This is a genomic window from Streptococcus sp. FSL L8-0526, from assembly GCF_038007145.1.
Taxonomy (GTDB): domain Bacteria; phylum Bacillota; class Bacilli; order Lactobacillales; family Streptococcaceae; genus Streptococcus; species Streptococcus thermophilus.
The window spans coordinates 315,136-331,062 of the sequence record NZ_JBBOWP010000001.1; the positions used below are offsets into that span (position 1 = coordinate 315,136).

Consider the following 15,927-nt stretch of genomic DNA (forward strand, 5'->3'; position numbering starts at 1 on the left):
GTTAGATTCCTGGGAAACGGACAGGTTTCCTTTTTGTTTTATTACTTTCTTTTGTTTGGAGTTTTTTTTGTTTCTTTTTGTTATCTTTATTCATTTTTTTAACAATAGCAGAAACACGTAATCTCTCAGCGACTTCTTTTTTATATTTTTCAATTTCACTTTGTGTAGGAACTACGATAGTAATTTCAAGCTCTTCAGACGGTATGGTAATAACATCCCCATAACGAAGTTTTTTTCCACGCCGTTTTTCCTCCTCACCGTTGAATAAAACAACATTGTTAGCTAAAAAGCTTTTAATAGCTCCACCACTGTGAATGATGCTTAATTCTTTTAAAAGTGCCTGTAGTGTTATGTATTCATCAAATAATTTATATTCCATAGAATCTCAACTTTCTCTTGAGATAAGATAGCATAAAAATGGTATAATTTAAAGCATAAACTTTCTAGAGGTTATCAATGAAAATTGCTGATGGTGTATATGTACACTTCATTCCAACACAAAAATATAAAACTAACCGTATTGTTTTTCGAATGACAGGTTCTTTGAATAAACAAACAATTGCTAAACGGGCTCTAGTTTCACAAATGTTAGCTACAGCTAATCAGACATATCCAACAGTACAGTCTTTCAAAGAGAGATTAGCTTCACTTTATGGGACACAGTTATCAACTAAAGTGTCAACAAAAGGGTTGACACATAGTGTTGACATAGAGTTGACATACCTGAAAGACTTCTTTATTCCAATGAATACAGGTTTATTTTGGGAAGTCTTAGGTTTTTTGAAGGATTGTCTTTACAAGCCATTATCAATAGTAGCTCAATACCAAAACAAAGTATTTGACATAGAAAAACAAAATTTAATGACCTACCTGGATGTTGATATAGAGAATAATTACTACTATAGTGAAGTTCAGGGACGAGAGCTTTACTTTGTAAACGAGGCTTTGAAAGTTCCCAAGTATGGGCGAGTAGAGCTTGTTGAAGCCGAGACATCGTTTACAGCCTATCAAGAATTTCAAAGCATGTTAACTAAAGATCGAATTGATATCTTTATGGTTGGGGAATTTGATGACTATCAAGTACTCCGAGGTTTACACAAATTTCCTTTAGAGGGACGCCAAGTTGATTTACAGTTTAGTTATAATCAACCTTATTCTAAAGTTGTGAAAGAAAAGATAGAGACTAGACAGACTAGTCAATCTATTTTACAGTTGGGTTATCAATTTCCTTGTCAATATGGAGATAAAAGTTATTTTGCTTTAATTGTATTTAATGGCATGTTTGGTGAATTTGCTCACTCAACTTTATTTACAAAGATTCGAGAAAAAGAAGGATTAGCTTATTCAATTGGTAGTCAATTTGATGCCTTTACAGGTTTACTAGAAATTTACGCTGGAATTGAAAAATCTAATAGAAATCAAGCTATGCGAGGGATTATCAGAGAGTTGAATCACATTAAATTAGGACGTTTTTCAAATTCCCTTTTGAATCAAACCAAAAAAATTATACGGATGAATGCCCTTCTCTCTGAGGATCATGCATTAACACTAATAGAACAACACTTTAATAAGGTTATTTTTGGCGATAAAAATATCTCATTAGAGGATTGGTTAGATAAAATCGAGAAAGTTACTAAAAAAGATGTTTGCCGTATAGCACGTCAAGTCAAGCTACAAAGTTTGTTCTTTTTAGAAGGAGTGTCTTAGAATGGCTGCTTTGAAAAAGCGTTATTATCCAAAGATTGCTGAAGAAGTTTATTTAGCAACTTTAGATAATGGTATGTCGTTATCTATTATCAAGAAAAAAGGATTCATTGAAAAAGCCGCCTTTCTGTCTACAAATTTTGGGGCACTAGATAATCACTTTTGTATTGATGGTAAGTTGCAGACATACCCTGCTGGTATTGCTCATTTTCTTGAACATAAGTTATTTGAGGATGATCAGGGAAGGGATGTTACATTGGACTTTGTAAAGCTAGGAGCTGATGTCAATGCTTTTACCACCTTGGATAGGACAACATACTATTTTTCAACAATTGATCACTTTGAGGAGTCACTGGAGCTTTTGTTGAAGTTTACAAATGAGTTTACAAGTTCCGAAGATGCTGTCAACCATGAAAAAAGAATTATTGAACAAGAAATAAACATGTATCAGGATGATCCTGATTATAGAGTTTATTTAGGGTGTTTACAAAGTTTGTATCCCAATACTATATTAGGTCAAGATATTGCTGGAAATATTGATAGCATTAAAAAAATTACTGCAGAGGATTTAAAAAATAATTTTGATTATTTTTATAGACCGGAGAACTGTCATCTTGTCTTAATAGGCGATTTTGATATTGAACAAATTTACAGATTTGTAAAGGAAACGCGAAGTGAATTTACAATATCTCATAAAACAGTCGAAAAAGAAAAACAACCCATTGAGGAGAATATCCAAAAGTTAGATAGTCTTCAAATGGACATCTCAATTTCAAAACTAGCCATTGGTTTTAAGAACGTCCATTTTTCCGATAATTATATGAGAGAGAGCATATTGGTACAATTGTTATTTAATTTATTGTTTGGATGGACATCGCCTTATTATAAAAATTGGTATGCTGAAGGAAAAATAGATGAGTCTATGTCAATTGAATATGAGGTATCTAGTAGATATTCATTTGTTATTATGACTATGGACACTGCAGAACCCATCCGTATGTCAAGTTTAATTCGTCAAGTGATGACATCGGCAGATAAACAAAGATTGTTGACAGAAGAAGCATTGGATCTACAAAAGAAAGCTTTGTATGGTGAATTTTTACGTAGTTTAGATAATATTCAGAATTTAGGTAGCCAGTATTTAGCTTACTCAGATGATGGCAAAACTTACTTTGATTTTGGTCAGGAATTGATGAGTATTACTTCTAAGGATTTGAAGGATTTTTTTAATCACTATCTCTCAAATATGGTGATTACCGATTTTGTTGTCTTCCCTAAATAAGTAAATATTTGCTATAATATAAACACTAAAACATAGAAGAATATTAGAAAGGGGAAAAATGAAGCGATACTCTCTTGGTGAGCAATTACGTGCAGCGCGAATAAAAAAAAAATTAAGTTTATATGATGCAGAAAAAGTTTCTGGGGTTGAAGCGCAGTATCTTCTAGCTATAGAAATGGATCAACTTAAAGCTTTACCCAAGGACATTCAGCAAGAAGCACTTGAAAAGTATGCTACTTCGCTTGATTTAGATGGAAAACATCTGTACGAAGAGCAGAAAAAGAATGATCGAAAAGTTAAAGAAGAAAAGAAACAAGTTGAACGTAAGGAAGATATTTTAGATACCAAAGTCCCCATGTCACGTTTTTCAAAACTTAAACGTGAAGAAAAAAGAAAGTCTAACTATATCCCCTTACTGATTCTGAGTGCGGTTTCATTACTTATCATCTGTTCAGTTGGATATATTATTATTAGACACCTCTCTAACCAACCTCAGGTGATTAAGCCCAATACTATCTCTACAGCTAATCACTTATCAATTGCAAGTGGAGCTAAGTTGTCTCGAAGCATTTCTGAGGTTACAGTATCGGGGGCCAATGTTACAACAACAACTCAAGGAAATCAATTAATGGTTGATTTCTCCAATGAAAAATCTTCAGTAGTTTTAGAAGTGGAGTTATCAGAAAATAGTAACGATACATGGTTTTCTGTAGATAACTCAGATACTTCAGAGAGTTATTATCTTTCAAAAACGAATAAATCAAAATACTCTTTGGATCTTTCTGATAAAATCAAAACAACTCAAATTATTATCGCTCAACCTTCAAAAGTTACTCTCAAGGTAAATGGAGAGTCACTTGATTTATCTCAACTAGATCAAAATAAACCTAGCCACCTAACATTAAGAATCCAATAGAATCGAGAAGCAATGTTTAAAAAAGAAAATTTACCTAACCTATTGACACTTGCTAGAATTGTCTTAATTCCCATCTTTTTATTGATGACCTCACTTGCGTCGAGCAATGTGATGCATATTGCGGCAGCAATTGTTTTTGCCATCGCTAGTATTACAGATTATTTAGATGGCTATTTGGCACGAAAATGGCATGTTGTTACTAATTTTGGGAAATTTGCAGATCCTTTAGCGGATAAAATGTTGGTAATGTCAGCTTTTATTATGTTAGTAGGTATTAATCAAGCACCTGCTTGGGTTGTTTCAGTTATCATCTGTCGGGAGTTGGCAGTTACAGGACTTCGTCTTTTGTTAGTTGAAAACGGTGGCACAGTTCTCGCTGCAGCTATGCCTGGTAAGATTAAAACAGTGACTCAGATGTTATCTATTATTTTATTATTGTGTCATGTGGATCTTGTAGGGACAATCATTCTGTATGTAGCTTTATTCTTTACGATTTACTCAGGATATGATTATTTCAAGAGTGCAGGTTTCTTGTTTAAGGACACCTTTAAGTAGTACGATAAACCAATGATTGAAATAAAAAATTTAAAATTTAAATATAATCAAGATCAAACTTCCTATATCCTGAATGATGTATCGTTTCACGTGAAACATGGGGAATGGTTATCCATTGTAGGCCATAACGGATCTGGAAAATCCACGACAGCACGTCTAATTGGCGGACTTTTAGTGGCAGATTCTGGGCAGATCATTGTTGATGGTCAGGAATTAACAGAAGAGACTGTCTGGGATATTCGTGATAAAATTGGTATGGTTTTTCAAAATCCAGATAATCAATTTGTTGGAGCTACTGTTGAAGATGATGTTGCTTTCGGTCTTGAAAATAAGGGACTCCCCTATAAAGAGATGGTTTCTAGAGTTCAAGAGGCATTGTCTTTTGTAGGCATGATGGATTTTAAGGACAGAGAACCAGCCAGACTATCTGGAGGTCAAAAACAACGTGTGGCTATTGCTGGAATTATTGCCATGAGACCATCTATTTTGATTTTGGATGAAGCAACAAGTATGCTTGATCCAGAAGGTCGCCAGGAATTAATTCAATCTATTAAGGCTATTCGTCAGCAATATGGAATGACTGTTTTATCAATTACTCATGATCTCGATGAGGTTGCGATGAGCAATCGTGTTTTAGTTTTAAAACAAGGTAAAGTGGAGTCTATTTCAAGCCCTCGTGAACTTTTTAGCAGAGGATCAGAGTTGGTTGACTTAGGTCTTGATATCCCCTTTAGTGCGTTACTAACTCAGAAACTTAAAAATCAAGGTTTGATAGATTGTGAAGGCTATCTGACAGAAAAGGAATTGGTAGAACAATTATGGGAATATCTCTCGAAAATGTAAGTTATACCTATCAATCGGGTACTCCTTTTGAGAGGCGTGCCCTTTTTGATATGACAGTTACGATAAAAGATGGTTCATATACAGCCTTTATTGGACATACAGGGAGTGGTAAATCAACGATCATGCAGTTGCTGAATGGACTTTATTTACCAACTAGTGGTCAGGTTAAAGTTGATGACACTATTATAACTAGTCAATCCAAGAATAAGGAAATAAAGCCAATCCGTAAAAAGGTCGGTTTAGTTTTTCAATTTCCAGAGAGTCAGTTATTTGCAGAAACTGTTTTAGAAGATATTGCTTTTGGACCTCAAAATTTCGGAGTTTCTAAGGAGGAGGCCGAACAGCGTGCTCTGGAAAGTCTAAGATTAGTTGGTCTCTCAGATGAGTTACGTGATCAGAATCCTTTTGATTTATCGGGAGGGGAGATGCGACGTGTTGCTATTGCAGGTATCCTAGCTATGCAACCAGATATTCTAGTGTTAGATGAACCGACTGCTGGTCTAGATCCTCAAGGACGAAAGGAGTTAATGTCACTCTTTAAGCAGTTACACCTTTCTGGGATGACGATTGTTTTGGTTACACATTTGATGGATGACGTTGCAGATTATGCAACAGCTGTAAATGTTATGGAAAAAGGGCGACTAGTATTGTCAGGAACTCCTAAAGATGTTTTCCAAAAAGTCGCTTTTCTCAAAGAAAAGAAGTTAGGTGTTCCTAAAATCACAGAGTTTGCGCTACAACTGCAAGAAAAAGGTTATAGCTTTGAAAGTCTTCCTATTACAATAGAGGAATTCGTAGAGGTGTTGGTTCATGGATAAGTTAATTATTGGGCGTTATATTGTTGGTGATTCTTTTATACACCGATTAGATCCTAGAAGTAAATTATTAGCAATGCTTATTTATATTATCATCATTTTTTGGGCTAATAATCCTGTAACTTATGCTGTGATAACTCTATTTACACTTTTCTTGGTTTTCTTGTCTAAAATCAAGCTTGGTTTCTTTTTGGGTGGTATTAAACCAATGATTTGGATTATATTATTCTCTACCCTGTTTCAAGTTTTCTTCAATACAAGAGGGAATGTGCTTTGGTCCATCGGATTTTTTAAGATTACGGAAGTTGGTTTAAATCAAGGTTGGATGATATTTCTCAGGTTTATACTCATTATTAGTTTTTCCACCTTACTTACTCTAACAACTACGCCGTTAAGTTTATCTGATGCAGTAGAGTCACTTTTAAAACCACTGACTATTTTTAAAGTACCGGCACATGAAATTGGTCTAATGTTATCTTTGAGTTTACGTTTTGTACCAACCTTGATGGACGATACAACGCGTATTATGAATGCTCAGAAGGCGCGTGGTGTTGATTTTGGTGAAGGAAATATTATTCAAAAGGTTCGGTCAATTATACCAATCTTAATTCCTTTGTTTGCATCTAGCTTTAAACGAGCAGATGCTCTGGCTATAGCTATGGAAGCCAGAGGTTATCGGGGTAGTGAAGGGCGAACAAAATATCGTCGACTTTTATGGAACTGTCGAGATACCTTGTCAATTATTGCTATTTTAGCTTTAGGGTTAATACTTTTTTATCTTAAGAGTTAATTCGTAAAAATGAATAAAAACTAGGTCTTAAGACCTAGAAGTATTTAAAGAACGTCTACGTAGGCGTTCTTTTTCGTCTAATCTCAATCTATCTGTAATATTTTTAATATCACTAACAAGAAGATGTTACATTTGCACGGTATTATAGATACATGGTTATAGTTCTTCAGCTTAATCTGGATTAAAGAATCCCTATAGTGAATAAGCAAGTTGATTAACGATTAACCTATTGGTCATAAATAGAATAATTTAATAACTTTTACTAATATGGATTGGACTATAAATAGATAAAGGAGTATTATCATGCAAACAAAGAATACATTTAACACTAAAAAACTAGGTCTTTTTGGACTTGTTACAGTGGCAACACTTGGAGCAACAGCTTTAGCTAATGCAGAAACTTACACAGTTCAAAAAGGAGATACCCTTTCAGCGATTGCTAAGAAGAATGGTACGACAGTGGACGAAATCGTCTCAAAAAATGGCATCCAAGATGCTAATAAGATTTATATTGGTCAAAAATTAACGATTAATGAAACTACTGAGGAGCCAGCAGAGACATCTGCTTTAGTAGAAACATCAACAGATTCTACCCAAAGTGAAAGTAATCAAACGACCGACACAAATCTTTCTTCTTCAGAGGCAGCTGCTAAGGAAGAAATCGCTCAACGTGAGTCAAGTGGTAGCTACACAGCCCAAAACGGACAATATTATGGACGTTATCAATTATCTTCATCATATTTGAATGGTGATTTTTCTCCTGCGAACCAAGAAAAAGTAGCAGATAATTATGTAGCAAGTCGTTATGGTTCATGGACAGCAGCCCTTGCTTTCTGGAACGCCAATGGCTGGTACTAAAATTTTGTCATTGAATTGTGAGAAAATAAAGTAGAAACTCATACAAATAAGAGAAAAAATGCCAGATTTTTGGTATTTTTTTATTGAAATTATAAATCATTGTAACATTAGGCATAATATGAATAATCGGCAGTAATATTACTAGGTTATGATGAATATAACTAGAAGAAACTAGGAGAGATTAATGTTTAAAAAAAAGTTATAAGGGACATCGTATCAAATTAGCAGTAAAAAAATCATTGGCGGTACCAGCAGCAATTGTAACGAGTTTTATTGTCATTTTGGTAGTTTCACTCTCTCCTTTAGTTAATAAAGGATTGGTTAACGCATTCTCGGATTCAGTTATACCAACTCCTTCAACAACATCAACAACGTCAGAATCAACAGCAGATTTGGTGAAATCAACAGAGGTTAGCTCAATCAAAGAGAATAAAGAAAAGGTTGAAGAAAGTAAAGCTCAATCAGAGACAATGACCGAAACAGTAGGAGCATCAGAAAAACCTCAATCAGAGTCTGCTACAACAGCAAGCATTGACGCTACGTTTACTCAAAATAATGGAGCAGCTTCTTCGGTTGCTGCTTCGACTACTGGAAATGGTTCAGTTATTATCTCAAATGGCAACACTGCAGGAGAAATCGGTTCTTATGCAGCAGCACAGATGGAAGCAGTAACTGGAGTCCCACAGTCAACCTGGGAGTCGATTATTGCGCGTGAATCAAATGGTGATTATACTGTAGCAAGCAGTTCAGGGGCATCAGGTTTCTTCCAAACAATGCCAGGATGGGGTTCAACTGCAACAGTTGAAGATCAAATTCAATCAGCCTTGAATGCCTATAACGCACAAGGATTGTCAGCTTGGAATTACTAAGATTTATAGAAGTTGGGAGGTATCTCTCAGCTTTTTATTTCGGATATTAGTAATCGTTTTCACGGAGCTTTTTGTTATAATGGGTAATGAAAGGTTTAGCAATGAAACAATTTTTTAAATCAAAAGAAAAGTTATGGGTTCCCCTTATTATTGTAGTTTTTGCTGTGTTATTGGTTACGCCACAATTATTTACAAGAAAAGTCATTTTAGGTTCAGATTCCGTTTTTCACTATAATAGGTTTTATGAAGCCGCTATGCAATTAAAGAATGGTAACTTTTCTTACTTTTTATCTTTGTATGGCTTCCAACAGTCAGGCCGCATTGTCAATGCTCTTTACGGTCCTTTTTTTGCTTATTTACAAGGAGGACTTGTTTTAATAAGTGGCACTTGGTTTCGTTATCAGATTGTGTCGAGGATACTACTACATATATTAGCTGAGTCCTCAATGTATGCTTTGCTCAAGCAGTGTAAAGTTAAGACTACCATTGCCTTGTCATTAGGTTTACTCTATGCTACAACATTCTCTATTCAGTACTGGACGATGCGTCAGGGGTTTTCTAGTTGGGGAGCAGCTTTATTACCTTTTTGTTTTATCCCAGCAATTCGCTACATTTTTTATCAAAAAGTAGAACCAATTAGACTTGCCTTATCCATGGCCTTGATTTTTCAAGTTCATGTGCTTAGCGCTTTAATGTTAGTGATGATGTATATTCCTTTCTATCTTTACACCTTTGTAACGTTATCCGTCGCTAAGAAGAAGGAAACCTTCTTGCAAGTCTTTATAGCAGTCATTCTTTTCCTCTTGCTGACTGTCAATGTCTGGTTAATACTCCTATATTTGAGAGGCACGAATCATCTTTTAGATCCATTTATAAATAGGGAAATAGGTAAGAATGGAATTGATGGAACAGCAAGATACTGGCTATATACTCCAATTTCCTTAATGGTATTACTCGTTTTACAGTTTGTTTATGCTATTTTGAATTGGAAGAAATTGGCCAAATGGAAAAAAATATTGCATTTTATCTATTTTGTCTTCTTTTTCTTATCAACAGGTCTTTTTCCGTGGCAGTATCTAGTAGAAAATGGAAATACCTTTGCTGAATTGATTCAATTTCCATTTCGATTCTTTGTTCCTGCAACCATTTTGCTTTTAGCCATTACAGGATTAACTGTCACACGATTTGTTAACTGGCGAAAAAGTATTGCTGTGTTACTTTTCGCTTTTGCGGGTATTGGTCTTATTCAGAATATGATGGATACTACCGATCGTGTAAAAACTGCGGCACAAGATGGTGAACTTATTACCATTGTTAAACATACTTACGTTGAAGGAGATTACCAGACGATAAGTCTTACCATGAATGACAGTGACTTGTCACAGTTTTTAAATTTAGTTATCAAACCCACACCAGATTACGTACCTATTTATGGGACAATAGGTAAGCAGAACACTTATGATCTTTATTACGAAAATATCGTTACTAATCAGAAGGCAGAAAAGCTACTAGAAGATGGTTATCTTGTATTAACTTGGCAGGCTGCTGAAGGGGAGAAACTGAATCTACCGATAGTTGTCTATAAAGATTCCATCTTGACACTAAATGGTAAAGAACTAGACAAGGATGACTATAACTTGTCAACGATTGGTACACCCACTGTTTCATCACAAGAAGGACATAATAAACTTGCGTTAAGTTATAACGAGCCAGGATGGCTATTTGTAGCGTTATTGACTCCAATAATAGTCTTGGCAGTAATATGTTTACAGTGTCTTTACACGAAAATAAGTATCAAAAAGGTTACAACTAGGTAACCTTTTTGCATTATTCTTTAATCATGATATAATTAAGCTTGCGTGCTTTTACGCTTCAAAATCGACCTTCAAATCGATATTTGAATAACTAGACCCTTCAAGTCTATGTTAATTTTTATTTGATGGGAGGAGTTATCTATGACTGATAATTCAAAAACACGTGTTGTTGTTGGTATGAGTGGTGGCGTTGATTCATCAGTAACAGCCTTACTTTTAAAAGAACAAGGTTATGATGTAATCGGTGTTTTCATGAAAAACTGGGATGACACGGATGAATTTGGTGTGTGTACAGCAACCGAAGATTATAAAGATGTAGCAGCAGTGGCTGATCAGATTGATATCCCCTATTACTCTGTCAACTTTGAAAAAGAGTACTGGGACCGTGTATTTGAGTATTTCTTAGCAGAGTACCGTGCAGGACGTACCCCTAATCCAGATGTTATGTGTAATAAGGAAATCAAGTTTAAGGCTTTCTTAGATTATGCGATGACATTGGGAGCGGATTATGTGGCTACAGGGCATTACGCCCAAGTTGTTCGCGATGAAAATGGTATTATCCATATGTTGCGTGGTGCAGATAACAATAAAGATCAAACCTACTTCCTTAGTCAACTTTCGCAAGAGCAGTTGCAGAAAACGATGTTTCCTTTAGGGCATCTGCAAAAGTCAGAAGTTCGTGAAATTGCTGAACGTGCTGGTCTTGCAACAGCCAAGAAAAAGGATTCAACAGGAATTTGTTTTATTGGTGAAAAGAACTTTAAAGAGTTTCTTAGTCAGTACCTGCCAGCTCAAAAAGGTCGTATGATGACGGTTGATGGTCGTGACATGGGTGAACATAACGGACTTATGTATTACACTATTGGTCAACGTGGAGGTATGGGGATTGGTGGCCAAAAAGGTGGGGACAATGCTCCTTGGTTTGTAGTAGGAAAAAATCTTTCTAAAAATATTCTTTACGTGGGTCAAGGTTTCCACCATGAGTCACTGATGTCAACTTCTCTTGACGCTTCAATGATACACTTTACGCGTGATATGCCAGAAGAATTTGAAATGGAATGTACAGCAAAATTCCGTTATCGTCAACCTGATAGCAAAGTTACTGTAAAGGTTAAAGGTGATAAATCTGAGGTGATTTTTGCTGAACCTCAACGTGCTATTACACCTGGGCAAGCTGTTGTTTTTTATGATGGACAGGAATGTCTAGGTGGTGGTATTATAGACCAAGCCTATAAAGACGGAAAAGTTTGTCAGTATATTTAACTGAAGTAAAGGTCTGAGTTCCCAATTTTTAATGCATTTATGGCCTTTTTCGCTATAATGAATCCAAATTCAACTCTTTATTCTAATCAAATAGTGATTTTAATTGACAAAACGATTTGATTTGATAAAATAATTTTAACAATAGTCATGATGGTCAAAGCTCATGGGAATTGTGCGTTTTTGCGTACAGTTTTCTAGAGTTTTGACTATTTTTGTAGAAAAAAAAAACAAAGAAAGGATGAGGTAGTTGACTGTAAATCACTGCAGAAATCTAAAAATGTCTTACGAGTTTGATGAAAATTTTGATGTAATTGTCGTCGGTGCTGGTCACGCCGGTGTGGAAGCTAGCTTGGCTGCAGCCCGTATGGGATGTAAGGTTTTATTAGCGACCATTAACCTAGAGATGCTGGCTTTTATGCCGTGTAACCCTTCTATCGGTGGATCGGCCAAGGGGATTGTTGTTCGTGAAATTGATGCTCTTGGTGGAGAGATGGGTAAAAACATCGACAAAACCTACATTCAAATGAAAATGTTGAATACTGGTAAAGGACCCGCAGTTAGAGCTTTGCGTGCTCAAGCAGACAAAGCCTTGTATGCTATGACAATGAAACATACAGTTGAGCGTCAGGAAAACTTGACTCTACGTCAATCAATGGTTGATGAAATACTTGTTGAAAATAGCAAGGTAGTCGGTGTAAGAACAGCCACAAATCAAAAATACGGAGCTAAAGCAGTTGTTGTAACAACAGGAACGGCTTTACGCGGTGAAATTATCATAGGTGATCTCAAATATTCTTCTGGACCAAATAATAGTCTTGCATCGGTTACTTTGGCTGATAATTTGAAGGAACTTGGGCTTGAAATTGGTCGATTTAAAACAGGTACTCCTCCTCGTGTCAAGGCATCATCAATTAATTACGAAGAGACCGAGATTCAACCAGGCGACGAAAAGCCGAATCATTTTTCATTTTTGTCGAAGGATGAAGACTATCTTCAGGATCAAATTCCTTGTTGGCTAACTTATACGAATCAAGAGAGCCATGATATTATCAATAACAATTTACACCGTGCACCGATGTTCTCGGGTATTGTCAAGGGAGTAGGACCTCGTTACTGTCCATCAATAGAAGATAAAATTGTCCGCTTTGCTGATAAAAATCGTCATCAGCTTTTCCTTGAACCCGAAGGAAGAGAGACTGAAGAAGTCTATGTACAAGGTATGTCAACAAGCTTACCCGAAGATGTTCAAAAAGAGTTGATTCACTCAATCAAAGGTCTGGAAAAGGCAGAGATGATAAGAACTGGCTATGCGATTGAGTATGACATTGTCCTTCCACATCAATTACGTGCAACACTTGAAACGAAGTTGATTTCAGGTCTATTTACGGCAGGACAAACCAATGGAACTTCTGGATACGAGGAGGCAGCAGGTCAAGGTCTAGTTGCTGGTATTAATGCAGCTCTTAAAGTTCAAGGTAAACCAGAGCTTATTCTCAAACGTAGTGATGCCTATATTGGTGTAATGATTGACGATCTTGTCACGAAAGGAACCTTGGAACCATATCGTTTATTGACTTCACGCGCAGAGTATCGACTTATATTACGTCATGATAATGCTGACATGCGCTTGACACCTATTGGTCGAGAAGTTGGCTTGGTTGATGATGAACGTTGGAATATCTTTAAAATTAAGAAAAATCAGTTTGACAGAGAGTTGACACGTCTGTCAAAAGAAAAATTAAAACCTATAAAAGGAACAAATGAAAAAATTCAAGCTCTAGGATTTAAGCCTTTGACAGATGCCATGACAGCCAAAGAGTTTATGCGTCGACCTGAGATTGATTACGCTACAGCTACTCAGTTTGTCGGTCCAGCTGCAGAAGATTTGGATGCTAAGGTTATAGAGTTACTTGAAACTGAAATCAAGTACGAAGGGTATATCAATAAAGCTTTGGATCAAGTAGCTAAAATGAAGCGAATGGAAGAAAAAAAGATTCCGGAAAATATTGATTGGGATGCTATTGATTCTATTGCAACTGAGGCTCGTCAAAAATTTAAGAAAATAAATCCTGAAACCATTGGTCAAGCAAGCCGTATCTCAGGGGTTAATCCAACAGATATCTCTATTTTGATGGTTTACCTTGAAGGCAATAATAAAGCTCGACGTAAAGTGGATTAACAGTCGTAACACTTGTAAAAGCCTTTTAATTAAGGCTTTTTTATGTTATAATTGTTAGATTAAGAGGTTTTATATGAAAAGATTTCACTTTGCTACTATTCACCTGATAATGATAGGACTAATTCTTTTTGGAATTGCTACCATTTTTGTCCGCGTATTACAAACGGAGTCTGCGCTCATTTTTGCGCTTTTTATCATTATGGTAGTAGTTGTTGCACTATTGCATTACCAGAAGACAACATATGAGTCTTTGGAAATAGAGCAATTAGATGAACTGAATCAGGATGTGGAAGCTTCTTTGAAGACTCTTCTTGGAAAGATGCCTGTCGGAGTCGTTACTTTTGACGAAAATGACCATATTGAATGGTTTAACCCCTATGCTAAGTTAGTGCTTTCAGATGAATATGGGAACTTCAATAAGCATTTGATTACAGATTTTATCTCCCAGAAACGAAAGGGGTCACCTTCGAATGTGATAACTGTTGGTGACAATAAATACGCTGCCTTTGTGGATTTTGACAATAAGTTGACATATTTTATTGACAATGTTTATGATCAAGATGAAAATGTTGATCCAAATATGACTCGACCTGTTATTGGGATTATTTCAGTTGATAACTATGACGATGTGACAGGAAGTTTGCCAGATGCGGATGTTTCAAAAATCAATACATTTGTAGTAGGATTTATTTCTGAGTTTTCTAAGGCTAAGCATATTCATTATCGACGTATTGAAGGGGATCGTTTTTACTTCTATACCAATTACAGTGTTTTGACAGAATTCATGGATCAAAAGTTTTCTGTCTTGGATGACTTTCGTCAACAAGCACAAGAACGTGGTTTACCACTGACTTTGAGTATGGGAATATCCTTTGGTACGCTTAAGCATGATCAAATCGGGCAAGTTGCTTTGCAGAACCTTAATATTGCACTTGCTCGAGGCGGAGATCAAGCTGTTGTTAAGGAAAATGATGATCACAAGGAACTTCTTTATTTTGGAGGAGGCTCTGTCTCAACAGTTAAGCGTTCTCGTACAAGAACAAGGGCTATGATGACTGCAATTTCAGATAAGTTAAAAACAGTCGAAAAAGTATTTGTTGTAGGTCACAAAAATCTTGATATGGATGCCTTAGGGGCTACTGTTGGTATGGCCCATTTTGCTAGTCAGATTGTTAGAAAGAGCTATGCTGTTTATGATGATATGGCTATGAATGCGGATATTGAGCGTGCGGTAGAACGTTTGAAAGAAGATGGGCAGTCACCCCTTATTACACTCTCAGAAGCTGAAGAACTAGTCAACCAACACTCATTGCTAATTATGGTTGACCATTCAAAAATCAATCTAACCCTATCTCAGGATTTTTATGATCGATTTAATGAAGTTATTGTCGTAGATCATCACCGTCGAGATGACGACTTCCCTGAAAATGCAGTTTTGAGTTTTATTGAAAGTGGAGCAAGCTCTGCTTGTGAATTGGTTACGGAGTTGTTACAATTTCAAGGGGCTCCAGAACGTTTGAGTAAAATCCAAGCTTCTATCCTTATGGCAGGTATAATGCTGGATACCAAGAATTTCTCTACTCGTGTTACTAGTCGAACTTTTGATGTTGCCTCTTACCTTCGTAGTTTAGGAAGTGACAGTGGAGAAATTCAAATGATTTCTGCTACTGATTTTGACGAATATCGACGTATTAATGAGTTAATTATTGCAGGCGAACGAATTACTGATGATATAATCGTTGCTACAGGAGATAACCATAAGTGCTATAATAATGTTGAGATTTCTAAGGCAGCAGATACTATGCTTGCAATGGCTGGAATCGAAGCGACCTTTGTTGTTGCTCGAACAAGTCACTCGACTGTAAACATATCTTCTCGAAGCCATAATGCGATTAATGTACAACGTATTATGGAAAAATTAGGTGGTGGAGGACATTTCAACCTAGCCGCCTGCCAATTACGAGACTGTAGTGTTTCTCAAGCGCAAAATAAATTAATTGAAACTATTATGGGAGAGTTGGCTCCCAAGGAGGATTAAA

The 15,927-nt window shown here is 36.1% G+C and carries 14 protein-coding genes; 13 read left to right on the top strand and 1 reads right to left on the bottom strand.

Annotated features, from left to right (window positions below; translation table 11 throughout):
- Position 1: 1 nt before the first annotated feature.
- Positions 2-379: a S4 domain-containing protein YaaA gene (yaaA, locus tag NSQ85_RS01715; RefSeq protein WP_179972445.1), complete on the bottom strand. Its 378-nt coding sequence runs from the start codon at positions 377-379 to the stop codon at positions 2-4.
- Between the two features lie 77 nt (positions 380-456).
- Here yaaA and yfmF point away from each other — a divergent pair, with 77 nt between their 5' ends.
- The 13 genes from yfmF to NSQ85_RS01780 all read left to right on the top strand — a co-directional run bounded on the left by yfmF (position 457) and on the right by NSQ85_RS01780 (position 15,926).
- On the top strand, positions 457-1,707 hold the full coding sequence (yfmF, locus tag NSQ85_RS01720; RefSeq protein WP_179974098.1) for an EF-P 5-aminopentanol modification-associated protein YfmF: 1,251 nt from the start codon (positions 457-459) through the stop codon (positions 1,705-1,707).
- A 1-nt stretch (position 1,708) separates the two neighbouring features.
- A complete protein-coding gene (gene yfmH / locus NSQ85_RS01725; RefSeq protein WP_179974097.1) occupies positions 1,709-2,986 on the top strand; it encodes an EF-P 5-aminopentanol modification-associated protein YfmH in 1,278 nt (425 codons plus the stop codon).
- 58 nt (positions 2,987-3,044) lie between these two features.
- On the top strand, positions 3,045-3,902 hold the full coding sequence (locus NSQ85_RS01730) for a helix-turn-helix domain-containing protein (protein WP_340781012.1): 858 nt from the start codon (positions 3,045-3,047) through the stop codon (positions 3,900-3,902).
- A 12-nt stretch (positions 3,903-3,914) separates the two neighbouring features.
- Positions 3,915-4,457 (top strand): CDP-diacylglycerol--glycerol-3-phosphate 3-phosphatidyltransferase, encoded by a 543-nt coding sequence (gene pgsA / locus NSQ85_RS01735; RefSeq protein WP_179974096.1) that lies wholly within the window; start codon positions 3,915-3,917, stop codon positions 4,455-4,457.
- 12 nt (positions 4,458-4,469) lie between these two features.
- Positions 4,470-5,300, top strand: coding sequence for an energy-coupling factor ABC transporter ATP-binding protein (locus NSQ85_RS01740; protein WP_179974095.1), 831 nt, complete (start codon positions 4,470-4,472; stop codon positions 5,298-5,300).
- Positions 5,276-6,118: an energy-coupling factor transporter ATPase gene (locus NSQ85_RS01745; protein ID WP_179974094.1), complete on the top strand. Its 843-nt coding sequence runs from the start codon at positions 5,276-5,278 to the stop codon at positions 6,116-6,118. Before NSQ85_RS01740 ends, NSQ85_RS01745 begins: the two co-directional genes overlap by 25 nt.
- Positions 6,111-6,905, top strand: coding sequence for an energy-coupling factor transporter transmembrane component T family protein (locus tag NSQ85_RS01750; RefSeq protein ID WP_179974093.1), 795 nt, complete (start codon positions 6,111-6,113; stop codon positions 6,903-6,905). The genes NSQ85_RS01745 and NSQ85_RS01750 overlap by 8 nt, the downstream gene beginning before the upstream one ends.
- Positions 6,906-7,208: 303 nt before the next feature.
- Positions 7,209-7,763, top strand: coding sequence for a LysM peptidoglycan-binding domain-containing protein (locus NSQ85_RS01755; protein ID WP_179972438.1), 555 nt, complete (start codon positions 7,209-7,211; stop codon positions 7,761-7,763).
- Positions 7,764-8,002: 239 nt separating this feature from the next.
- Positions 8,003-8,632 (top strand): hypothetical protein, encoded by a 630-nt coding sequence (locus tag NSQ85_RS01760; protein WP_179972437.1) that lies wholly within the window; start codon positions 8,003-8,005, stop codon positions 8,630-8,632.
- A 101-nt stretch (positions 8,633-8,733) separates the two neighbouring features.
- On the top strand, positions 8,734-10,449 hold the full coding sequence (locus NSQ85_RS01765) for a hypothetical protein (protein WP_340781525.1): 1,716 nt from the start codon (positions 8,734-8,736) through the stop codon (positions 10,447-10,449).
- 138 nt (positions 10,450-10,587) lie between these two features.
- Positions 10,588-11,709 (top strand): tRNA 2-thiouridine(34) synthase MnmA, encoded by a 1,122-nt coding sequence (gene mnmA / locus NSQ85_RS01770; RefSeq protein ID WP_179972436.1) that lies wholly within the window; start codon positions 10,588-10,590, stop codon positions 11,707-11,709.
- A 277-nt stretch (positions 11,710-11,986) separates the two neighbouring features.
- Positions 11,987-13,888 carry a tRNA uridine-5-carboxymethylaminomethyl(34) synthesis enzyme MnmG gene (mnmG, locus tag NSQ85_RS01775; RefSeq protein ID WP_179974092.1) on the top strand — a complete coding sequence of 634 codons (1,902 nt, stop codon included), beginning with the start codon at positions 11,987-11,989 and terminating at the stop codon, positions 13,886-13,888.
- 73 nt (positions 13,889-13,961) lie between these two features.
- Positions 13,962-15,926, top strand: a complete 1,965-nt coding sequence (locus NSQ85_RS01780) for a DHH family phosphoesterase (RefSeq protein ID WP_340781023.1) — start codon at positions 13,962-13,964, stop codon at positions 15,924-15,926.
- The last annotated feature ends 1 nt before the right edge of the window (position 15,927 follow it).